Genomic DNA, 22240 nt, shown 5'->3' on the forward strand with positions numbered 1-22240 from the left:
GGCCACGGATCTTTTCTTCACCCGCATCCCTGCCCCCTCCCGCCCCGCCGCGCCGCACGCCTTCAAAGGAAACCGGTATCCATGCCGTCCCGGCGCGAGCCCGCGGTCGACTCCGGATGCGAGACTGCGAGGCAGGTGGCGCCTTCCCTCCATCCCCGTATCCCGGGGCGGGACGGCTTTCGCCCGTCCTTGCTACGGGTCCCCGTTCCCCTCGTCCTCCGCGGAATACATGGGGTATGAACCCAGGATCTTCACCCGCGGCAGCTTGCAGTCCAGGCACTTCAGGGCGCTTGCCACCACCTCGTCCTCCTCGTGCCCCTCGCAGTCGATGAAGAAGCAGTATTCGCCCAGCGTCTTCTTGGTCGGCCGCGACTCTATTTTCGTGAGGTTTATATAGCGGTAGGCGAACTCCTGCAGTATCTGGAGGAGCATGCCGGGCCGGTCCTGGTGGATGAAACAGACCAGCGAGGTCTTGTCGTGCCCGCTCCTGGGCACCTTCTCCCTCCCCAGGAGCACGAAGCGGGTCCGGTTCTCGGGGTGGTCCTCCATGCCCTCGTGGAGGACCTCCAGGCCGTAGAGCTCCGCCGCCAGCGCGCTTCCCAGCGCCGCCAGCGGCTCCACGGACTCCGCCACGCGGCGCGCCGCCTCCGAGGTGCTGTTGGCGGCGCTCAGACCCACGCCGGGAAGCAGCTCCATGAGGTGGCGCCGGCACTGCGCCGCCGCCTGGGGATGGGAAACCACCCCGCTCACGTCCTGCAGGCGCACCCCCGGGCGCGCCAGGAGGAAATGCCTCACCTGGCAGACCTTCTCGCCCTGGATGAGGACGTCCTCCGCCTCGAAGGCCAGGCAGTCGAGAGTGGCGTTCACCGAGCCCTCCAGGGAGTTCTCTATGGGGACCACCGCCCTGTCGGCCAGGTTGTCCTCCACGGCGAGGATGGTCTCCTCCACGGTAGGGAAGGGCAGGGCCGCCTCGTATTCCAGGCCGTCCCATGCGAGCAGGGCTTCCTCGGTGAAGGTCCCCGGGGGGCCGAGGTAAGCCACGTTGCGGCAAACCGCGCGAGGGGTCACATCACCCAAGACCCATCATCCTCCCTGCGGGATTCCCCGCCCGCCTCCTCCACCGTCTGGAGGTCGAAGAGCCTCTGCTCGCGGGCTTTTCTCGCCCTGATGAGCGGGGGCTTGGCGCTCAGGGCCCGCTTCAGGGCCTCCGCTTCCTCCCTGGACAGCACGTGGGAGGATCTTCCACCCAGGACGGCCTTGGCGTAGGTGCGGTTCTCGTTGCGCCCGTAGATGGAGGTGAAGATGACGCCGTCGCCGTTCTCGTCCAGCATGGCCGCGGAATAGCTGAGCTTGCCCCCCATGTCCTCGAAGGCGTCGAAGCGCACCACCGCTACCCTCTGCAGGGCTCCCGCCAGCACCTCCGTGAGGTATTCCTTCTGGGCCGCCTGCTCGTCAAGCCTGTGGTAGATGTCCTCTATCTGCAGGGCCTGCGAGGCGACCTTCTCCACCAGGCTCGATCCTTCCGCCCCCCTCTTCAGGATGGTGATGTTGCGGCGCAGCAGGCTCAACTGGCGGAAAAGGACGAAGATGGCGGCAAAGAGCGCCAGTTCGCCCAGGAAGAGCAGGGCGATCAAGACCCCGGCGTTGTCGCGCAAAGTGTCCAATGACCCGTCCTCCTTTCCCCAAAAGGATACCATATGAACGCGGAAAGCGTTCACGCGCGGTGCCCGCGACTTGCACCGCGTGCGTGCGTTCCGGAACCCGATCCCGTGCCCGGGTCCCTCTCGCGCGGACCCCGTTAACGGGATACGGCAGCGAACCCGCGCGTTCCCGAAGGCGGTTCCCCATGCACGCCCCGGGTGCCGCCGCCGCCGAAAAGGGCGTACCCCATCCGGAGCGCTCCTTTCGCGCGCGCGCCGGCTTTTCGCGCGCGCGCCGGCGGTCGCCGGATGCGCGCCCGACGCGTGCTATACTCGAAAAAAAGCGTGGTGTTGACATGGATGCGCGAACGGAAAGGAAGCTGCGGGAGCTGCGGGGAACGCTTGCGTCATTCCCTTCCGCGCTTGTCTCCTACTCGGGAGGGGTGGATTCCACCCTGCTCGCCTTCCTCGCCCACCGCGAGCTCGCAGGGCGCATGCGGGCGGTCATCGTCTCCTCCCCCCTCCTTCCCCCGCGCGAGCTGCGCAGGGCGGTGGATATAGCCGCGGCCCTGGGCTTTCCGTGCACGGTGCTGGAGGAGGACGTGCTCTCCGTGCCGGGCTTCGCCTCGAACCCCCGCGAGCGCTGCTACCTCTGCAAGAAGCATCTTCTGGGGCGCTTGAAGACGCTGGCGGCCGACGGGGGCTTCGCGGCCGTTCTCGATGGGTCACACGCCGACGACTCCTCTTCCCACCGTCCCGGGGAGAGGGCACTGGAGGAGGAAGGCGTCGCCAGTCCCCTGAAAGCCGCGGGGTTGGGCAAGGCCGAGATACGCGCCCTGGCCGCATGGTACGGCCTTCCGAACCGGGACGCGCCCTCGCGCCCCTGCCTGGCAACGCGCTTCCCCCATGACACGGAGCTCTCACCCGAGCTCCTGCGCAGGGTGGACGCTGCGGAGGAGTGGCTGGAGGGCCTGGGGCTGCGCGAGCTGCGGGTGCGGGTAGACGGGCCGGGCCAGGCGCGCATCGAGGCCGGGCGGGAGGAGATGCGGCTTCTCGATGGGAAGGAAAGGAGAGAGCGCCTGGTGAAGAAGTTCAGGGAGCTGGGCTTCCGGCGCGTCGAACTCGACCTCGAGGGCTACCGCCGCGGCAGCATGGACGGGAAGCGCAATGGCGGTCGTGTGCTCACGCTGTTTCAGGGTTGACCTCGCGCGGGAGAGGACGCGGCGTATCCCCTTCCCGTGGCCGGGGCCGGAAAGGGATGTACCGGCAATGAAACGGGCGGGTGGCAAGGGGACGACTCGTGCGGGAAACCGTCCCCGCCTGCGGCCCGCGGAGGGCGCCAGGCGCGGGAAGGGCTCCCGCCGCGGCCGGGAGAAGAGCCCGCCGGGAGCGGGCCGGCGCGCGATGGGGCCGCAGGTGATGGTGTTTCCGGCGGCGGGCACGCGCGGGGACGGTTCCGTGCGTGACGTCCGCGGAAAGGTGGACGGATGAAGACTCTCTACCTAGACGCCTTCGCCGGCATCAGCGGGGACATGATGCTGGGGGTCCTGGTGGACCTCGGCGTCCCCGTCGAGCTCTTCCGCGAGACGGCGGCGGCCCTGGGGCTCGTCGAGGTGGAGATAAGCGCCGCAAGGACGGAACGCAAGGGCATCGGGGCCGCCAAGGTGCACGTGCGCGCGCCGGAGCGCGGCGTGGTCAGGACCTACGCCCACATCAAGGGCCTCATAGCGAAGGGGGAGCTCTCGCGCGACGTCAAGGAGAAGAGCCAGCGCGTCTTCGCGCTCCTGGCGGAAGCGGAGAGCCGCATACACTCCCGCAACATAGAACACGTCCACTTCCACGAGCTGGGCAGCGCCGATACGCTGGTGGACGTGGTGGGCACGGTGCGGGGACTGGAATACCTCGGGGTGGAGGAGCTTCTCTGTTCCCCCCTCCCCATGGGCACGGGCATGATCAAGACCAGCCACGGCGTCTACCCCGTCCCGGCGCCCGCGGTCACCGAGATACTCAGGGACGTGCCCGTGTACTCCAGCGGCATACCCACCGAGATCGTGACCCCCACGGGCGCGGCCATCGTAGCGGCGCTCGCCTCCGACTTCTGCCTGCTCCCCTTCATGCGCGTGCAGGCCGTGGGCTACGGCGCGGGCGACCGGGACCTGGAGATACCCAACGTCCTGCGGGGCATGCTGGGCGAGAGGGAGGCGCCGGCGCGGGGACGCAGCCGCGAGCGCCGCCTGGTATTTTCTACCAACATAGACGACATGAACCCGGAGCTCTATCCCTATGTCATGGAGAGGCTCTTCGAGGCCGGCGCCGAGGACGTCTGGCTCTATCCCATCCAGATGAAGAAGTCGCGGCCCGCGGTGACCCTGTGCATGCTGGTGCCCCCCTCCCTCGAGGAGCAGATCAAGGAGGTCCTCTTCGCGGAGACAAAGACCCTGGGGATACGCGTGGAGGAGGTGGACAAGGAGTACCTGGACCGCGAGATCATCGAGGTGGACACGGCCTTCGGGCGGGTGCGGGTGAAGCTGGCCTACCGGGAGGGGAAGGCGGTCAACATCGCCCCAGAATACGAGGATTGCCGGCAGGCCGCGGTGAAGCACGGCGTCCCATTAAAGGAGGTCTACGCCGCGGCGGAGGAGGCGGCGCGTTACCTTGTCGTGCGCGAGGAGGGCGGCCCGGAGAGTGAGGCGTGAAAAGGGGCCGGGGGGATCCCGCGCGGACAGGCGTGAAAAGGGGCCGGGGGGATCCCGCGCGGAGGAGAGAGGTGCCCCCGGGGCAAGGGCGGACGTACAGCGGTGAATGTAGCGGTACATAGGAGGTAGCGAGGCGTGTACGTAGGCATCATCGGAGGCCAGTTCTGCAGCGAGGAGGAGGAAAGGATTGCCTACGAGGTGGGCAACCTGGTGGCCAGGCGCGGCGCCGTCATCATATGCGGCGGCCTGGGCGGGGTCATGGAGGCCGCCTGCAAGGGAGCCAGGGAGGCGGGGGGCACCACCATCGGCATCCTCCCCGGCCCCTTCCGGGGAGACGCCAACCCCTACGTCGACCACCCCATCGCCACCGATATGGGTCAGGCGCGCAACGCCATCATCGTGCGCAGCGCGGACGCGGTGATCGCGGTGGGCGGGGAATACGGGACGCTCTCCGAGATAGCCATGGCCCTGAAGATGGGCAAGAAGGTGGTGGCCATATCCAGCTGGGAGATATCCCGCCAGGGGGTTCCCGACGAGAAGATAATCCGCGCCGCGAGTGCCGAGGAGGCGGTCGCCGCGGTGATGGGCCCGGAACGCTGATCCGCGGCGGCGCCCACTCCCTTTCAGCAGGCGGGCGATGGTATGGTCTGGGAGGCGTGGGGCATGAGCAGGACCCTCCCTCCCGGCAGGGCGTCCATGGCCTCCCGCAATGCCTCCTGTATGCTGCGGTGCGGGACGATGCCTATGCGCCTGACCACCCCGGGGTCCAGTCCCGAGACCAGCATCACCTTCTTCGCCTGGCGCGCGAGGAGCGCGGCCCGGAAGACCACGAAGCCGGCGACGGTGAAGGCCCGGCGCAGCTCCTTTTCCATCTCCTCGACGCCGCCCATGTCGAACCAGCGGCGGAACTCGTAGGGGCCGAGCCCCTGCGAACATTCACCCACCATGATGATGATCCCCTCGCCGTCGTCGCGCAGCGCGGCGCGGGCATTGGCGTTGGACTGGAAGGCCTGGTAGAAGGTGAGGTCCATGGGGTAGCCGCCGCGGGACGCGAGCACTATATCCGCCCTGGCGGGGATCTCCACCCGGAAGGCCCGCGAGACGAAGTCGCATCCCTCCGCGTGGGCTTCCTCCAGGTCGCCGGCGAAGACGCCCAGGAAATCGCCCTCCTCGCTCAGGACGAGGTTGACGATGAAGCGGGGGCCGAGCATGCGCGCCGCCTCCAGCATGTCCTCGTGCACGGGGTTCCCGGCGAGCACCCCCGGGCGCGCCTCCGGGTGGATGCCGCCCCCGGGAGTATCGCTGAGAGCGCGGCGGTGGTTGGCCAGTATGGTCTTCATGCCCGCCATGCCGGGAAGCACCGCCTTGCGCCCGCCCCCGTAGCCGGCGAAGGCGTGGGGGACGACGGCGCCGGTGAGGATGACGTGGTCCGCCTCGAGGGCGTGGCGGTTGACCCACACGGGGGTGCCCCTGGAAGTCTTTCCCAGGTAACGGAGGGACGCCTCGTCGCGCGCGTCGTGGCTCACCACGCGCACGTCGCGGGGGAAGTCCTCCCCCAGTATCATCCTCGTCTCGCGATAGGTGGGAGGGGCATGCGTACCGTTGGCGATGATGACCGTTATGTCGCGGTCGCGCACGCCGCAGCGGTTGAGGTGGGACACGAGAAGGGGCAGCCAGACGCGGGAGCGCACCCACAGGCGGTGGAAGTCGGGGCAGGCGACGGCCACCCGGTCCCCTTCCCGCACCAGTTCCTCCAGGGGAGGGGAAGCGACGGGGCGCGCGAGGGCTTCCCGCAGCGCCTCCCCGAGGTCCGGCATGGGCTCCACCGCATCGCCTTCAACCGTGCCCAGGTAGAGGTGGTCGGGGACCTCGAAGTCCTGCGTGCCGCGGCCGAATTCCCACGTGAATCTCATGTTCTCAAATCTACCAGAAGGCGCTCCACGTGAAAACGCTCCCGTGGTACCGGCACGAGAGGCCGGTAAGGTCGCGCGCACCGCGCACCACGGGATGCGGACGAAAGAATGGCGGCCGCCGCCGCCGGACCACAATGGGCCAAACGTCCCGCCGGGGCGCCCGGAAGGGCTGGGCGCCGCGGCGGGGAATCCCGGCGCCCGGGCAAGGAGCCCGTGCCGGGAGCCGCGGCGCGTGCCGCCGCGGGTCTTCAGCGTGACCGTCTACCTGCCGAATGATAATCCCGAAAAACGAGGCCGGAGAGGGCGCCTGAAAGCGAGGCTCTCCGACGGGAGGTGGGAGACTTGCCGCGCATCGTCGTGCTGGGCTGGGATCCGCTGGTGGAGGAACCCGGGAAGCTGCCGCTGGGGGAGGGCGGGTGGCGCGAGGACGGCCCGCGCCTTCCCGTGGAACTCTGCCGCCTCACCCCCCGCAGGTTTCCCGCCCTCTCCCTCTGCAGGGGAGCCGTGCCCCAGCAGGTGTACTGGGCCTACATGGGGACGGACAGCGTGGGCGAGGCGGTGTGGTTCCTCGCGCAGGCCGCGGAGTGCAAGCCGGAGAACGTGGGCTTCCTCGACCTGTGCAGCGGCGAATACTGGTGCCGCACGGTGGACGAACACCTGGAGACCCTGCGGCGCTGGGCGGAGGAGAAGGGACGCGCGGGCGACGCTATCGAGGTCATCATATGGAACGACCTCAAGCCCGACTTCGAGAAGAAGGCGCGGCGGGAGCTCACGCCCGAGAACGTCGTCGCCTACCTGCGGGGGTTACGGCCCGAGTTCAGGGAGGCCGCACGCCTCTACCTCGCGAAGGTGCCCCCGCGCATCGACACTCCCGTCCTCGCCGCCGTCCGGGCCTCCTGGAACGACATCTTTTCCCGAACGTGAGCCGGGAGTGGGGCAAGAACGCGGTCCTTTCTCCCGTTTTCGCGCAAAACAAAGGGAGAGGGAGAGTCGTGGTCAAAACACTCGCTATCCACCTCTTTTGGAAGGTTGACCATCGCCGCGGTCTCCCTCTCCGTTATTCATTATCGGCAACCAGGGGTCACATGATTAGAAAAATCGAGGGGTATTTTTGGCACGGCAAAAGCGCGCAAATGCGCATGGTTATCGCATATTAGCTTGCTATGCAAGGGCGCCGGGAGGTGCGGGAGGGCCCCGTGAACATGTCGACCTGATTTACAATATTTAACATATAGCTTACGGCGTAATTGGTATATATTACCATAAGGACAAGCGGCGCGGCGGGCGCGGGTCACGGCCCGCCCTGCGCGATAGGGTGCGGCGGGTGCGGCGCCGGGTATGCGCACCTGCACGGAGGGCCTGGACCCGGAGGGGGACGCGGAGGCGGACCCGCCGTCGCCGCGTTCAGGATGTGCCCTGCCGCCCGCCGGGAGGCGGCGCCAGGTCCTCCTCGAGCAGGCGCAGGATCAAAAGCGCCGCCCGCTTGTCCAGGGGCTCGTTACCGCTCCCGCACTTGGGAGACTGGATGCACGAGGGGCAGCCTTCCCGGCAGGGACAACCCTCCACCATCTCCCGCGTCGCCTTCAGGTGCGACGCCACCAGGTCGAAACCCCGCGCCGCGATGCCCACGCCCCCGGGGTAGGCGTCGTAGATGAAGACGGTGGCACGACCCGTGTCCCCGTGCAGGGCGGTTGACATGCCCCCGATGTCCCAGCGGTCGCACATGGCGAAGAGGGGGAGCATGGCTATGGCGGCGTGCTCCAGCGCGTGCAGCCCCCCGGCGAGAGCGTACTCGTCAAGGTCCAGGTGAGCGAGGCGCTCCGCCGGTATGGTGTACCACAGGGCGCGGGTGAGCAGCGTCTGGGTGGGGAGGTCGAGCCCCAGGGTCTCCAGGATCTCGTGGGTGAGAAGGCGGCGTTTCTGGTAGGCGTAGACCTTGGTCGAGACCTCCACCTCGCCGTAGTGCAGCCCGCACGAGCGCTGCGAGGCGATGCTCCTTCTCTCTTCCGCGAGCACCATCACGTCGGTGTTGTCCATGGGATTGGTATAAAAATCCAGGTCCGCGTTCACCACCAGTGCCACCATGCGCTCCAGGTCCAGCTCCTCCACCAGGTAGGAATCCCCCTGGTGGAGGTAGACCGCGCCGGGATGCACGTGGAAGAAGCAGGAGGCTTCCTCCACCGTGCCCACCAGGCTCCCCGTGTCCCTCTCCACGATGCTGATGAGCGACCCGGAGGCGGAACGCAGGTTGATGTCCTGCGCCGGCGAGGCGCCCCCCGCGTAAAACCATGACCGCGCCTTGCGCCGCAACCTCTCTCCCGCGGCGAGGGACTCCACCGCGTCCCGCATGCCGGGGCCGAAGTACTCCTCGTCTTCCTCGCGCAACGGGAGCTCGTAGGCCGCGCACGCCAGGTGCGCCTCCAGAATGCGCGGGTTCTCCAGGTCGACCACCGCCTCCTCGCAGGGACTCCCGAAGAGGAAATCCGGATGGCGCACCAGGTACTGGTCGAGGGGGTCGTCCGCGGCGACCAGCACCGCCAGCGACTCCCCCTGGCGGCGTCCCGCCCTTCCAGCCTGCTGCCAGGTGCTGGCGATGGTCCCCGGGTACCCGTTCATGATGCAGGCCTCCAGCTCGCCGATGTCCACGCCCAGCTCCAGCGCGTTGGTGGTGGAGACCGCCAGGAGCTCCCCCGAGAATAGCCTCCTCTCTATCTCCCTCCGCTGCCGTGGCAGGTAACCCCCGCGATAGGATGCCACCTTCTCCGCCAGTTCCCGCTCGTCCGCGCCCAGCAGCCGCTGCACGTACCCGTAGACCAGCTCCGCCGCCTTGCGGGAACGGCAGAAGGCGATGGTGCGCACGCCCAGGCGCAGGAGGCGGGCCATGAGCTCGGCCGTTTCCAGGTTGGAGGAGCGGTGTATCTCCCCACCCTCCCTGCTCAGGATGTCGGGGGGATTCCAGAGGGCGAAGACCTTCCTGCCCCGTGGCGAGGAATCGTCCTCCACCGCTTCCACCTCCACCCCCGCGAGCCGCGTGGCGTGCTCCGCGGGGTTGGCGATGGTGGCGCTGGCGAAGATGAAGGTGGGCCGGGCCCCGTAGTGTGCCGCCACGCGCCGCAGCCTGCGCATCACCAGGGCCACGTGGGAACCGAACACGCCGCGCGCCACGTGCGCCTCGTCCAGCACCACGAATCGCAGGCAGCGGAAGAACCCTCCCCAGAGGCGGTGGTTGGGAAGGATGCCGTAATGGAGCATGTCCGGGTTGGTGAGCACCACCTGCGCCTCGCGGCGTATCCAGCCCCGCAGCTCGGAGGGGGTATCCCCGTCGTAGGTGGCCGAGACCACTCCTCCTCCGTGCAGTTCCTTGAGGCTGCGCAACTGGTCCTGCGCCAGCGCCTTGGTGGGAAAGACGTACAGGGCCCTCGAGGAAGGATTTTCCAGTAATTCCCCGTAGACCGGTAAGTGATAGCAGAGGCTCTTTCCGCTGGCGGTGCCGGTGGCGATGATCACGTGCCGCCCCTCCTCCACCAGGCGCAGGGCGCGCGCCTGGTGGCGGTAGAGCCCGCGGATGCCCATGCCCCGAAGGGTCTCCGCCAGTTCCGGATGCAGGTGCGGGGGCAGGTCCACCATCTGTGCGTCCCGGGCGGGGATGACCTCGAGGTGGGTCGTGCGGCGCGCTTCACCGAATCCCTCGCTTATCTCCCGCAGGACTTCCTCAAAACCCATGCATGAAACACCTTCGTTGCGGGTCTTTACCATGACGCAGGGGTGCCCCGGTGCCGCCGCGGGGCCTTCCCGGGGCCGTTCCGGACCCGTGACGCGGGCTACTCCAGCTTCTGTCCTTCCTTTACCTTGCCCACCCCCTCTATCACCACCCGCTCGCCCTCCACGAGACCGGATACCACCTCCACCCACTCCTCGCTCTTCTCCCCCGTTTTCACCTCGCGCCTCCGCGCCCTGCCCTCTTCCACCACGTAGACATAGCTCGCGCCGTCCTCCTGGAGGACGGCGGTGACGGGGAGCGAGATGATCCTTTCCCTGCTGAGCACCTTGATATCCACGGTGGCGTTGTAACCGACCCGCAGGGGCACCTCGGCGCGGTCGAGCTGGACGACCACCGGGAAGACGGTGGTGCCCGCCGAGCCCTGCTCGGCCTTGATGCCCACCTGCACCACCCTGCCCGTGAACACGGCGTCGGGGTAGGCGTCGAGATAGACCTCCACCTCCTGGCCCGCCTGGACGCGCGGTATGTCCGCTTCCTCCACCTGCGCCCTCACCTGCATGTCCTGGAGATCCAGTATCTGGAAAACAGGCCGGCCGGCGGCGATCCTGCTGCCCGCCTTGAGCTCCCCGCCTCCCGTGGTGCCTCCCAGCAGGGCGCCCATGTCCCCGCCCAACATCCCTCCCAGTGCCCCCATGCTGGAGACCAGGGACGTGAGTCCGCCCAGCATGCCGGAGAGGTCGGCGGAAAGGGCGCCCGAGGGGGGCATGAAGAGCACGTATCCGGACACGGGAGCGGTGATGTAGGGATTCTTCAGCGCCTCCTCGGCCCGCCTGTACTGGTAGCCGGTCGCCTCCATCACCGCCTCTTTCGCCGCCTGCGCGGTTGAGGGATATCCCGGGTAGGAGACGGCGGGCGGGGCGGGGCGGGCGGCCATGGCCCGCAGGTAATCCTGTCTCTGCTCCGCGAGCAGCGACTTGATGAACTCCTGCTGCTCCGGGGGGAGAAAGGGCACGAGGACGGGCGCCAGGTCATACAGGTTGAGCACCGCCATGTCCACCTGTTCGCGCATCTCGAGGTAGGCCCGGGAGGCGTATTCCACCCCCTGGTAAACGGCCTGCATGCCCGCGAACTGGCTCTGCGTTACGTCCCAGGCGCCGGCGCCCATATAGTACATGGCCTTGGCCTTGGCAGCCAGCTCCGCGAGACCTTCCCTGTCCAGCGAGGCGAGGACGTCCCCCGCGCAAACGTAATCGCCCTCCTTCACGCGCAGCTCGGCGATGACGGCGTCCACGGGAAAGACGACGTCAACGGGACTCGCCGCCTCCACCGTGCCCACCGCCGTGACCACCTTGCTCACGTCGCCCCTGCCGACCTCGGCGACTTTCACCCCTTCCGGGAGCCCGCCGAAACATCCGCTTATGAGCAGCAGGAGAAACACGGCCGACCATATCCGGATCCTCTTCATGCGCATCCCACCCTCTTCCGCGCAATCCCTCGGCAGTCCTCCTCGGGGCGGCTCCCGGGGCGGCACCGACCGACACGGGCGCCGCGAAGTGGCGGCGGCCCGGCATGCCGCCGCGCGCTCATACCGCCCCTCGTTCGACATTCCTCCTCATGCGTTCCCGTCTTTTCTCGAGCGACGACAAGGGCGGGGCCTCACGGGGAGCGCGGCGCCCGCCGCCTCAGGTGCAAGTATAAACGAGGGAGATGACACGGGCAGCGGCACCCGCTGGGCGGCCTCCCATGGCGGCCTCCGAGATGAAGATGTTCCAGTTGTAGCAGGCGGCGCAGAAGAAGGCCGCCCCCAGCGCGAGCCCCAGGAAGACGATGAAAGTGAAGAGCCTTCCCCATCCCCGTGGAGGGGCAAGGAAGCCGGCCAGGACCAGCAACAGCGCCGCGGCCGCCATCATCCACACTGGCGGACCCAGCCCGGGGGTCTCCCCGCTCCCGAAGAAAACCCTTCCCAGCCCTGCCGCGGGCTCTATCTCCACCCCCATCTGCCTCAGCGGGAGGATCGCCTGGAATACCACGTAAGCGAGGGGGAGCAGGAGCAGGCAGCCCGCCAGCATGAACATGGGCCCCCTTCCCATGCGCAGGGCCAGGAAGAGCAGGGTAAGCGCCAGGGCGAGGGCGACCACCAGGCCCACGGTGAGGAACTCCGTCCCCCCGTAGGGGAGCAGGCCCGGCCCTCCCAGGAGGTCCAGCCTCCCCCGGAGGTAGGAACCCTGGTGGGAGAACATGCCGATGTCCAAACCCCTCTTATAGGAAAAACCTTCCAGAAACAGCGGCAGGACGAGGCAGGCGGCCAGTGCCGCCGCGGCCAGCAACGCCAGCGCGTCCGCCGCCCCGAAGCTCCTCTCTCCCCGCGCCTTCCCGGCCCGCGCCGCCGGTGCATAAGGATAGGCTTCCACGCCGGCCGCGGCGGTCCCCGGTGCCGGGACCCCGGTCGTTGCGACCCCGGGCGGAGCGGCTTCCGCCTGCGCCGGCATGGCCATGGTCCTCTGCTGCGCCGCCTGGGAGGCGCGGGCCCTCGCCGAGGCGGGCTGGCGCAGCGACGCCTGCGGGAGCGGGCTGCCGCACTCCTGGCAGAAGCTGTTCAGCTCGGGATTCGGGGCGTAGCACTCGGGGCATATCACCCTGCTCGCACGACGCACCTCGGACCTTTCCACGGACTGCATGGCCTGCGTCCTGTCCGCTTCCGCGGCTGCGGCATCCACGGCTTCCGGCTCCGGCGGCGGCTCTGCCGGGTAAGCGGCGTGGTCCACCTCCGGAGGAAGGTAGATACCGGTGCCGGCGCTCCCTCCTCCCACCACTCCCTTCCCTGCGCCAGGGACGGGTTCTCCTCCGCCAACGGGTGTCCGGGGCACGGCTTCCACCGGGGCCGCCCGCCCGCCTTCCCCGCCGGAAGGGGGCGCGGGTGGCGCGACCGGCGCCTCTTCTGCCTCGATCCCTCCCGTCCCGGAAACGGGGACGGCCACGGTTGGGCCCTCGAAAGATGCGGGAGCATGCTCTGGCGTTTGGGACGGGGGCGGCGGCAGAGTGCCGGGTGCGGGAGCCGTCCCGCCGATACCGGGCGTTGCCGTTCCGGAGGGGGGCACTCCTCGCGCTTCGGCGGCGCCCGGCGGGACCCCGGCCGGCGTTGGGGCGTATCCGCCGAAAACAAACCCCCCGGGCGACACGACCCGCCCCTCCTCCCCCGGGGCCTCGCCCGCGCTCCCGCTCCCCTCCGCGGGCGGTACGGCGCCGACGGCGGTCCCCGCCCCCTCCTCCCGGGAAGCCCGCGGCGGCGGGGCGGGCTGCGGAGGCGGGGAAGCCTCGGGCGGAAGGGGCTGTCCCGACGGCGCGGGTGCCGTCATTTCGGGAGCGCCGGACGTCGCGGCCGGGGTCGGGGGCGCCGGCTCCACGGACGCATGCGGCCGCGGCTGCGCGGCTCCCGCCCGCTTCACGCCGGTCCCCTCTCCCTGCGGCCTCCCTCGCTCCACCTGGGCGAAGGGGGCCTCCGGCAGCGGGGACCCGCATGCCATGCAGAAAGCCGCGTCGGGCTTGTTCTCGCTTCCGCAAGAGGGACAATCCATAACGGTGTAGACCTTCCGGGGCGTACCTTTCCCGTGCCGTCGCTATACCGCTTTTCTATCTAAGGTTCTTCTTTCCTCATCATAATCCCTTCGCGGTGATTTGTTAACGGCGCCGCGCGCCCACGTACATCGGCGTTCAGGCCAGTGTTCATGCGGGTTTCCGGCCCGTCGTCCACGGCGTCACGAGCTCCACATGACGGCAAGGGGCAGGAAGAAAGCCACGAAGTTGTTCAGCGCGTGCGCGGTCACCGAAGACCAGAGGTTGTCGGTGTACTCGTAGAGGAGGCAGAAGAGCGCCCCCGACAGGGTCCTTCCCAGGAGCCCGTAAAGGCTGAAATGGACCGCCGAGAATATGAACCCGTTGAGGAAGACCGCCGCCCACACCCCCAGGCGATCGCGCATCGCCGGGTAGAGGTAACCGCGGAAGAAAAGCTCCTCGCACAGCGGCGCGGCGACGACGATGATGACGCCGGCCAGGATAAGGTCGCCGCCCGTCAGCCCTCTCGCGTTCACGTCGAAGAACCCCTTAAGCCATTCCTCCAACCATCCCAGGCGGTTGAAGAGGCCGTTGGACAGGAAGGCGCACGCGGCGCCGATCCAGAAGGCCAGGGAGCCGCAGATTACGCCGAGCCCCAGGCTCGCCGGCAGGTTACCCGCGTGCACGCCCATTTCCTGCCAGAAGTCACCATGGCGGGAGACGACCATGTAGGCGAACCCCAGGGTGGTGGAGTAAAGGAGGAGGGAGATGAAGAGCTGCGCCAGGCCCACCGACACCTCCCCGCCCTGCCTCATCATGTAGGTCATGAGGCCGCTCAGCGCGAAGGGGACGGGGAGGAAGGCGAGCCCGGGCCAGAGCCGCCACGGCGTCACGAGCTGGCGGGGCGCGGCCGCATGCCTGCCGTAAGCGGCGCCCCGCAAGGCCGCCTCGCCCCTTCTTTCCAGCATGCCGCGGAAGCACGTCTCGCAGAAGCGCCTGCCGCCCGCCTCCCGCTGGCATCCCGAGCAGATGAGGGAGCCGCACCTGCTGCAGCGGGTAACGGCCCTCACGCCGGGATGAAAGGCGCAGGAGGCGACCACCTTGGCCGCCACCGGCCCGCCCTGACCGCTCGGCGTCTCCCCCCGTCCTCCGCCCTGCAACGGCTCCTCCCCTTCTCTCGGCCCTGAGCGGGGGACCCGGTCCCTTCCGCCCCTCCGCGGCCCCTTCCGGTTCGCATCCCGGCTCCTATCGGCCCGCCTCCCGGCTCATCCCGGCCCGCATACGTATCTCGTCCGTACTACCGTCCCCGGTGGCCGGCCCGACGCCAGAGAATATATCGGCAACGTCGCGCCCTTACCTGTATACGGGCGGGTACAGGGGAACTCACCACCCGGCGAGGAGGGAGATGAGGATCACGGAGAGGTTGTAGAGGGAATGGGCGGCCATGGGCGCAAGCAGGGAGTCCGACTTCTCGTAGAGGTAGGCCAGCACTATGCCCACCAGCACCAGGGAGAGCATGAAAAGGGGCTGGAAATGGAGCGCCCCGAAGATGAGGCCGTTGAGGAAGATCGCCAGCCGCGGCCCTATGCGCCTGCGCAGCGCGGGGTAGAAAAGCCCCCGGAAGAGGATCTCCTCGAAAACGGGGGCCAGGAGCACCACCACGGCGATCACCAGTGCCACCTGGGCCCCTCCCATCTCCTGCAGCCGTTCCGTCTGTTCCGCCACCGGCCCCCTTCCCGCTATCAGGTAGAAGATGAGGTATATGGCGAAATACGCCCCGTAGCTGAAGGTCATGGCGGTGGCGCTACCCGCCACGCCGTAGAGCGCCGTCCTCGCCGGCCTGCCCAAACGCAACCCCATCTCATCCCTGCCGCGGCCGTGGCGCCGCGGGATGTACCAGCAGCTCAACGCTATCAGAGGACAGAAGAAGAGCGCGTAGGAAATGTAGCTGTAGAAAAGCGGGTTCTCCGTGGTGATGAGGAGGATCACGCTGAGCACGTTGTAAAGGCCGAAGATGGCCACCAGGGCGACGGCAACCTCGGCGAGACTCCAGTCCGCCCTCCACCACCTCTTCTCCCTCTCGTCGGCCGGCTCGGGCGGCTGCAGCGAGGGCCTCGGAGCCGGGTAGGCCGCGGGGTACGCCGGGTAGGGGTATGGCCCCGTGCCCGGATAGGGCGGCGGGTATGAAGGCGGGTGGGGCGGAGGATAGGGCGGAGGGGGATAAACCGCTTGCGGCGGGTGGGGCGGCGCGTACGAGGGCCGGGAAGAAGGGTAGGGGCCCGAGTGGGGTGGTTGGTACACGGGGTAAGGGTGAGGCGCCGTTCCCGGGTGAATTCCCGGGTGTGCGTAAGGCGCCGTTCCCGGGTGGACGGGCGGCGGGGCCGTCTGCCTCAGGTGGCAGTAAGGGCACCTGTGAACGAGGCCCTCGCCCCGCTCGCACGCCCCGCAGATGGCCCTCCCGCAGTAGATGCAGAAGGCCGCCGCCTCGCGGTCCGGGTGGAAGAAGCAACCCGGCATACCTGCCCCGCCTGCGCCGCTCGCGCCGCCGACCCCTTCGTCCCTTTCCGTCATTCAATTCTCCAGGACGAGTTCGGCGATCTGCACGGCGTTGAGGGCGGCCCCCTTGCGTATGTTGTCGCACACCACCCACATGTTCAGCGCACGCGGGCAGGAGGTGTCCTCGCGGATACGCCCCACGTAGCAGGCGTCTTTCCCAGCGGCCTCCAGGGCCAGGGGATAAAGGGCGTTCTCCGGGTCATCCACCACCTCGACGCCCGGCGCGTCGGAGAGTATGCGCCTGGCCTCTGCGGGGTCTATGGCCTCCGCGAACTCCGCGTTTATCGACTCGGAATGGCCGATGAACACGGGCACGCGCACGGCGGTGGCGCAGACCGGCAGATCGGGGATCCCCATTATCTTCCTGGTCTCGTTCACCATCTTCAATTCCTCCTTGGTGTGGCCCCCGGGAAAGAACGCGTCTATGTGCGGTATGCAGTTGAAGGCGATGGGGTGCGGGTACACCCGCGGCACCGCCTCCCTCTCCCGCAGGACCTCGGCGGTCTGATCCCGCAGCTCCTCCACGGCATCCTTGCCCGTGCCGGAAACGGACTGGTAGGTGGAGGCGATCACCCGCCGCAGTGGCGAGCGGTCGTGCAGGGGCTTGAGCACCAGCACCATCTGGATGGTCGAGCAGTTGGGGTTGGCGATGATGCCGCGGTGACGGAAGGCGTCGTCCGGGTTCACCTCGGGTACCACCAGGGGCACGTCCTCATCCATGCGGAAGGCGCTGCTGTTGTCCACCACCAGCGCGCCCGCCTCCGCCGCCAGCGGCGCGAAGCGGAGGGCGATGTCCGCGCCCGCCGAGAAGAGGGCCAGGTCCACGCCGCGGAAGGAATTCTCGTCGAGCACCCGCACCTCCACTTCCTCCCCGCGGAAGGGCAGCCTCCTGCCCCGCGACCTCTCGGAGGCCAACAGGCGCAGGTCGCTCACGGGGAAATCCCTTTCCTCCAGGATCTCCCGCATGCTCATGCCCACCATGCCGGTGGCGCCCACAACCGCCACGCGATATTCCCGGCTCATGCCCTTCTCCTCGCCTTCATAAGCCTTCCCTGCCCTTTAAGCCCTCATCACCACGCCGCGCTCCAGCCCGAACTTCTTGTGTATGGCGCGCACCGCCTTCTTAACGTCCTCGGCCCTTATCACGCAGCTTATCTTGATGGTCGAGGTGCTGATCATCTCTATGTTGATGCCGCTTTCCGCGAGGGCGCTGAACATGTCCGCGGCCACTCCCGGGTGGGTGCGCATCCCCGCTCCCACCAGGCTGACCTTGGCGATGGACTCGTCCACGCTCACCCCCCCGGCCTCCAGCCTCTCCGCCACCTCGCGGGTTATCTCCTCCGCCTTCCTGAGGTCCTCCTTGCTCACCGTGAAGGAGATGGCGGTCCTCTGGTCCTCGCTCACGTTCTGGATGATCATGTCCACGTTGATGTTCTCCGCCGCCAGCGCCTGGAAAAGGGCGGCCGCGACGCCCGGCCGGTCCGGGACGTCGAAGACGGTGACCTTCGCCTCGTCGACGTCGTGCGTCACGCCGCTGATGATGGCCTTCTCCATGCGATCCTCTTCCCCCGAAATCCACGTTCCCTCTTCCTCGGAAAAACTGGACCTCACGTGCATCACCACCCCGTAATTACGCGCGAACTCCACGCTCCGCAGCTGCAGAACCCTGGCGCCGGTGGCCGCCATCTCCAGCATCTCCTCGTAGGTCACCCTGGACAGCTTGCGCGCCTCCGGCACCAGCCTCGGATCCGCCGTGTAGACGCCCTCCACGTCCGTGTATATCTCGCAGACGTCGGCCTTCAACGCGGCGGCCAGCGCCACCGCCGTGGTGTCCGAGCCTCCCCTCCCCAGGGTGGTTATCTGGTCGTCCAGGGAAACCCCCTGGAAGCCGGCCACGATCACCACGCTCCCCTTCTCCAGCTCCTCGAGTATGCGCCCCACTTTGACGTCCAGGATCTTCGCCCTGGTGTGGGTGCTGTCGGTCACTATGCCCACCTGGGCGCCGGTAAAGGATATGGCCTCGTAGCCCAGCTCGTGCATGGCCATGGAGAGCAGCGCCACGGATACCTGCTCGCCGGTGGCGAGGAGCATGTCCATCTCCCGCTCGCGCGGGTTCTCGCTGATGCTGTGCGCCAGCTTTATGAGGCGGTCCGTGGTGTCGCCCAGGGCGGAGATGACCACCACCACGTGGTCGCCCCGTTTCCTGTTCTCGGAGACGCGGCGCGCCACGTTCTTTATCTTCTCCGTGTCGGCGACCGAGGTCCCGCCGTATTTCTGCACGATTATCCGCGCGCTTTCCACCCTTCACACGCCTTCCTTCCGCTGCCGTTTCCAGGCGCGTCCCGCGCTCTCCCGCGCCACATCCTTCTTTTACGCTCGGCCTACCACGGTGTCAAGGAGAGGCGGGGCGCACCGCGAGGGAACGCTCACAACTCCAGCCTGCCCTTCAACGCCCTCCCCAGGGTGACCTCGTCCGCGTATTCCAGGTCCCCGCCCACCGGCAGCCCGCTGGCGATGCGCGTGGCCCTGACGCCAAGGGGTTTGAGAAGATCGGCGAGGTACATGGCCGTCGCCTCTCCCTCCACCCTGGGGTTGGTGGCGATGATGACCTCGCGGACGCCGTCCCGCCTCACCCTCTCCAGGAGCTCCCTGACGCGCAGGTCGTCCGGCCCTATGCCGTCGATGGGGGATATGGCCCCTCCCAGGACATGGTAGAGGCCTCGGAATTCCCCCGTACGTTCCACGGCCACGATATCCTGGGGACGCTCGACCACGCACACCAGGGCGGCGTCCCTGCGCGCGTCCGCGCAGAACTCGCACAACTCGCCCTGGGCGAAATTGAAGCACCGGCGGCAGAAGGTGACCTTCTCGCGCGCCTCCAGGATGGCTTCCGCCAGGGCCCTCGCGTCCTCCCGCGGCACCTTCAGGAGATGGAAGGCCAGCCTCTGCGCCGTCTTCTGTCCTATCCCGGGGAGCCTGGAAAGTTCTTCCACCAGGCGGGCGATGGGAGGTGTGTACAGCACTGGCCGCTCCTACATCAGTCCGGGTATCTTCATGCCCTTGGTAAACGCCCCCAGGCGCTCCTCCGCCAGCTCGCGCGACTTGCGCAGCGCCTCGCTCACCGCCGCCAGCACCAGGTCCTCAAGCATCTCCACGTCCTCCGGGTCGACCACCTGGGGGTCTATCCTGATCTCCAGCACGTTCTGCTGTCCGTCCGCCACCACCTTCACCATGCCCCCGCCCGAGGTGGCCTCCAGGCGTTCCTCGGCCAGGGCCTCCTGGGCCTCCAGCATCTGGCGCTGCAGCTTCTGGGCCTGCTTCATCATCTTCTGAAGGTTACCGTTCATGCGACGACCTCCATCTCTCGGCACCCGTGCGGCACGTCCGGCGCCGGGAGGGGCAACGGCACCCCGCCCTCAATCGGAGAGCTTGATCTCCTCCACCATCTCCGCGCCGAAGACGTCCTTCACCAGCTTCACCTTACCCGCCTCGTGGGCTTCCGCGGCCTTCCCGTCCCTGCGCTCCGCTTCCTTTTTTCCCGGGGCGGCCTCCCCTGCTTCCGGCACGCCCGCCCCAATACCCCCCATGTCGTCTCCCTCGGTCCTTCCCGCAGCGGCCTTACCCGCAGCGGCCTTCACGCCACCGGTCTCCGCGCCTTCTCCTTCCTGCGCCGCGGCCGCCCCCTGCGACGCCGGCGCCTCTTCCGCGATGCCGTACTCCGTCGCCCCTTCTTCCGCCTTCTCCTCCCTTTCCCCGGGCATCTTACGCGGCGCTTCCTTCCTTCTCCCGGAGGCTCCCTCGCCCGCTCCCCGCGCGTGCGCCTCCTCCCGGCGCTCACCCGCGACGACCGTGCCCCCACCCTCCTCCAGGCGCACGCTCACGCCCAGGCGCACTCCCAGCACTTCCTCCAGCGCCGCTTCCAGTACCTTCCTGTTGCCCTCCTTCTCGAGCTCATCGCGGTGGAAGGACCTGTCAGGCGGGAGGGCGATCACCAGGACGCCCTCGCCCACCTCCACGGGCTTCCCCTCCAGCAGCAGGGCATGGGTGATCACCCTCCTCTCCTTCACCCTTTCCTTTATGTGCGGCCAGGCCCTGCGTACCGTCGCTATATCGGCGCCCGCGGCAGCCGGACGCGTCCCCGGCCCCTCCTCGCGCGCCTCCTCCCCAGCGCCCTGCTCCCGCGCGGCGGGCGGGTGTTCCGGCTTCAACCTCTCCTCGCGCGCCTCCTCGCGCGCCTCCTCGCGCCCCTCCTCGCGCGCCTCTCCTCCGACCCCCGCCTTCCTCGCGTCCTGTCCCGTCTTCCCGGCCTGCAGGCCCCTGCCGGCAGCCGCGACCGCCTCGCCCCCGCGGCGCAAGGCTCTCTCCAACCTGCCCTCGAGCCTCTCCAGCCTGGACGCCAGCGCTTCCGGGGAGGTCGCGAGCTCCTCGCGCGCCATGGCCACGAGGGAGCTCTCGAGGACCAGGCGGGGAGCCGAGGAACGCTTCATCTCCTCCTGCACCTGCTGCAGGGACGAGATGACGAAGACGACCCTCTCCGGGCTCATCATCGCCGCCTGTTCCCTTATTTCCCCGAGCGTCGCCTCGTCCACCTCCAGGTCGGCGGCGGCGAGCTCCGCGTGCTGCAGGAGGAAGACGCGGCGGAAGTGCTCCTGCACCTGCCCTGCGAAATGCACCAGGTCCCTGCCCTCCTCGTAGGCCTGCTCCACCACCGATATGATGTCCCGTACGCGCCCGGAAGCCAGGCACTCCCCCAGCCTTACCAGCATCTCCTCTTCCACCAGGCCCAGGAAACCGGCGGCGGCCGTCTCGTCCAGCACCCCGTCGCCGTAACTGGCAAGTTGTTCCAGGAAGACCAGGGCATCGCGCACCGACCCGCGCGCCCGGCGCGCCACCAGGCGCAGGGCTTCGCCGGTCGCCGTGAAGCCCTCCTCCCCCGCCACCTTCTGCAGGAACTCGCACATGAGAGAGACGGGGACGCTGCGGAAGTCGTACCTCTGGCAACGGGACAGGATGGTCTGGGGTACCTTGTGAGGCTCGGTGGTGGCCAGGACGAAAACGACGTGAGCTGGCGGTTCCTCCAGCGTTTTCAGGAAGGCGTTGAAGGCGTCCCTGGTGATCATGTGGGCCTCGTCGAGGATGTAGACCTTCACGCGCGACGAGGCGGGGGTGAAGATCACCCTCTCCCTGAGGTCGCGGATGTCGTCGATGCCCCGGTTCGACGCGGCGTCGATCTCCACCACGTCCACTGAGCTGCCCTCGGTGATGGCGCGGCAGGAATCGCAGCGGTTGCACGGGCTCGGCGTGGGCCCTTCCACGCAGTTGAGCGCCTTGGCCAGTATGCGCGCCGTGCTCGTCTTCCCCGTCCCGCGCGGGCCGGCGAAGAGATAGGCGTGGGCGAAGTTGCCGCTGCGCAGGGAGTTGGCCAGCGTCCTCGTGACGTAATCCTGCCCCACGACCTCCTCGAAGGTCTGGGGGCGCCACCTTCGGTAAAGCGACACGTAAGCCAAGTCCGTCACCGTTCCCTTTCGCGAACCTTACCACGCCGGAAGCCGGCCCTCGATCAAACCCCGAAGGATCCGGCTCCAAATATATGTGATCGTGCACCCGCCTTCGACTCCCGACCCCGAGCGCTACGCGGGTAGTTGGCTCCGGACAGGTTTGTCTGCGGCACACGGGAAGATTTGCTTACCGCTGCTTCCTTCCGGACCTGACGGGGTTCACAAGTTCCCGTTGCGCAGGACCCGACCTTCAACGCTACTTGCCCGTGCGCTGTACTCAAGACCGGAGAGCCTCGGTTGGGAATTCGGCCCCGCTGTAGCGGATTGCGGGTACAGGGCACCGCTAGCTCCCCGCTTAGCACGATCACGTCTTTAGTATAGCACGCCACCCTCACGCGGGGCCCCGGCCTTCCCGCGCTTCCCCCTGTCGCCCGACCGCTCTTCTCCTTCCCGCCCGCCCGCGCTTTTTCTCTCCGCCACCGGTCCTTCGCAACTCCTTCCGAACCCGCCCCCCGTCCCTTCTCTCGAACCCGCACTCAGCGCCGCGAACCTCTCCGCGTCCGCAACGGCCGGGGAGGCGAGGAGCGGAGGCGCGACGCCCGCGCCACGCCCGCCGGTTCCGCGCATAATCCGTGCGCGGGCAGGTTTTCGCGTCTTGCGTGTA

Annotated in this window: 17 protein-coding genes and 1 other RNA gene; 4 read left to right on the forward strand and 14 right to left on the reverse strand. The window is 68.2% G+C overall.

What is annotated here, in order from left to right:
- Positions 1-192 precede the first annotated feature (192 nt).
- Together pheA and H5T73_03305 are read right to left on the reverse strand one after the other, a co-directional pair.
- On the reverse strand, positions 193-1041 hold the full coding sequence (pheA, locus tag H5T73_03300; protein MBC7246791.1) for a prephenate dehydratase: 849 nt from the start codon (positions 1039-1041) through the stop codon (positions 193-195).
- Positions 1042-1064: 23 nt separating this feature from the next.
- A complete protein-coding gene (locus tag H5T73_03305; GenBank protein MBC7246792.1) occupies positions 1065-1697 on the reverse strand; it encodes a DUF4446 family protein in 633 nt (210 codons plus the stop codon).
- A gap of 299 nt (positions 1698-1996) precedes the next feature.
- Between H5T73_03305 and larE the strand changes: the two genes are divergently transcribed.
- From larE to H5T73_03320, 3 genes are all read left to right on the forward strand, one after another.
- Entirely contained in the window at positions 1997-2842 is an 846-nt protein-coding gene (gene larE / locus H5T73_03310; GenBank protein ID MBC7246793.1) for an ATP-dependent sacrificial sulfur transferase LarE, read from the forward strand.
- 285 nt (positions 2843-3127) lie between these two features.
- A complete protein-coding gene (larC, locus tag H5T73_03315; protein ID MBC7246794.1) occupies positions 3128-4336 on the forward strand; it encodes a nickel pincer cofactor biosynthesis protein LarC in 1209 nt (402 codons plus the stop codon).
- A 135-nt stretch (positions 4337-4471) separates the two neighbouring features.
- Positions 4472-4936: a TIGR00725 family protein gene (locus tag H5T73_03320; GenBank protein ID MBC7246795.1), complete on the forward strand. Its 465-nt coding sequence runs from the start codon at positions 4472-4474 to the stop codon at positions 4934-4936.
- Positions 4937-4959: 23 nt separating this feature from the next.
- On the opposite strand, the gene larA is transcribed toward H5T73_03320, so the two are convergent.
- Positions 4960-6249, reverse strand: a complete 1290-nt coding sequence (gene larA / locus H5T73_03325; protein MBC7246796.1) for a nickel-dependent lactate racemase — start codon at positions 6247-6249, stop codon at positions 4960-4962.
- A gap of 333 nt (positions 6250-6582) precedes the next feature.
- On the opposite strand from larA, the gene H5T73_03330 reads away from it, so the two are divergent.
- Complete coding sequence (locus tag H5T73_03330; GenBank protein ID MBC7246797.1) at positions 6583-7173, forward strand: hypothetical protein; 591 nt, start codon at positions 6583-6585, stop codon at positions 7171-7173.
- A gap of 480 nt (positions 7174-7653) precedes the next feature.
- On the opposite strand, the gene H5T73_03335 is transcribed toward H5T73_03330, so the two are convergent.
- From H5T73_03335 to ffs, 11 genes are all read right to left on the reverse strand, one after another.
- Positions 7654-9972 carry a DEAD/DEAH box helicase gene (locus tag H5T73_03335; GenBank protein MBC7246798.1) on the reverse strand — a complete coding sequence of 773 codons (2319 nt, stop codon included), beginning with the start codon at positions 9970-9972 and terminating at the stop codon, positions 7654-7656.
- A 98-nt stretch (positions 9973-10070) separates the two neighbouring features.
- Positions 10071-11435, reverse strand: coding sequence for an efflux RND transporter periplasmic adaptor subunit (locus H5T73_03340; GenBank protein MBC7246799.1), 1365 nt, complete (start codon positions 11433-11435; stop codon positions 10071-10073).
- Positions 11436-11652: 217 nt separating this feature from the next.
- Positions 11653-13545, reverse strand: a complete 1893-nt coding sequence (locus tag H5T73_03345) for a zinc-ribbon domain-containing protein (protein MBC7246800.1) — start codon at positions 13543-13545, stop codon at positions 11653-11655.
- 180 nt (positions 13546-13725) lie between these two features.
- Positions 13726-14682, reverse strand: a complete 957-nt coding sequence (locus tag H5T73_03350) for a CPBP family intramembrane metalloprotease (GenBank protein ID MBC7246801.1) — start codon at positions 14680-14682, stop codon at positions 13726-13728.
- 223 nt (positions 14683-14905) lie between these two features.
- Positions 14906-16093, reverse strand: a complete 1188-nt coding sequence (locus H5T73_03355) for a CPBP family intramembrane metalloprotease (GenBank protein ID MBC7246802.1) — start codon at positions 16091-16093, stop codon at positions 14906-14908.
- Complete coding sequence (locus tag H5T73_03360; protein MBC7246803.1) at positions 16094-17101, reverse strand: aspartate-semialdehyde dehydrogenase; 1008 nt, start codon at positions 17099-17101, stop codon at positions 16094-16096. It abuts the gene before it with no gap.
- Between the two features lie 36 nt (positions 17102-17137).
- On the reverse strand, positions 17138-18379 hold the full coding sequence (locus H5T73_03365; GenBank protein ID MBC7246804.1) for an aspartate kinase: 1242 nt from the start codon (positions 18377-18379) through the stop codon (positions 17138-17140).
- A gap of 125 nt (positions 18380-18504) precedes the next feature.
- On the reverse strand, positions 18505-19101 hold the full coding sequence (gene recR / locus H5T73_03370; protein ID MBC7246805.1) for a recombination protein RecR: 597 nt from the start codon (positions 19099-19101) through the stop codon (positions 18505-18507).
- 9 nt (positions 19102-19110) lie between these two features.
- Positions 19111-19425: a YbaB/EbfC family nucleoid-associated protein gene (locus tag H5T73_03375; protein MBC7246806.1), complete on the reverse strand. Its 315-nt coding sequence runs from the start codon at positions 19423-19425 to the stop codon at positions 19111-19113.
- Positions 19426-19494: 69 nt separating this feature from the next.
- Positions 19495-21594: a DNA polymerase III subunit gamma/tau gene (gene dnaX / locus H5T73_03380; GenBank protein MBC7246807.1), complete on the reverse strand. Its 2100-nt coding sequence runs from the start codon at positions 21592-21594 to the stop codon at positions 19495-19497.
- Positions 21595-21674: 80 nt separating this feature from the next.
- Positions 21675-21940, reverse strand: an RNA gene (gene ffs, locus H5T73_03385) — signal recognition particle sRNA large type.
- Between the last annotated feature and the right edge of the window lie 300 nt (positions 21941-22240).

It is taken from the genome of Actinomycetota bacterium, from assembly GCA_014360655.1.
Taxonomy (GTDB): domain Bacteria; phylum Actinomycetota; class Geothermincolia; order Geothermincolales; family RBG-13-55-18; genus JACIXC01.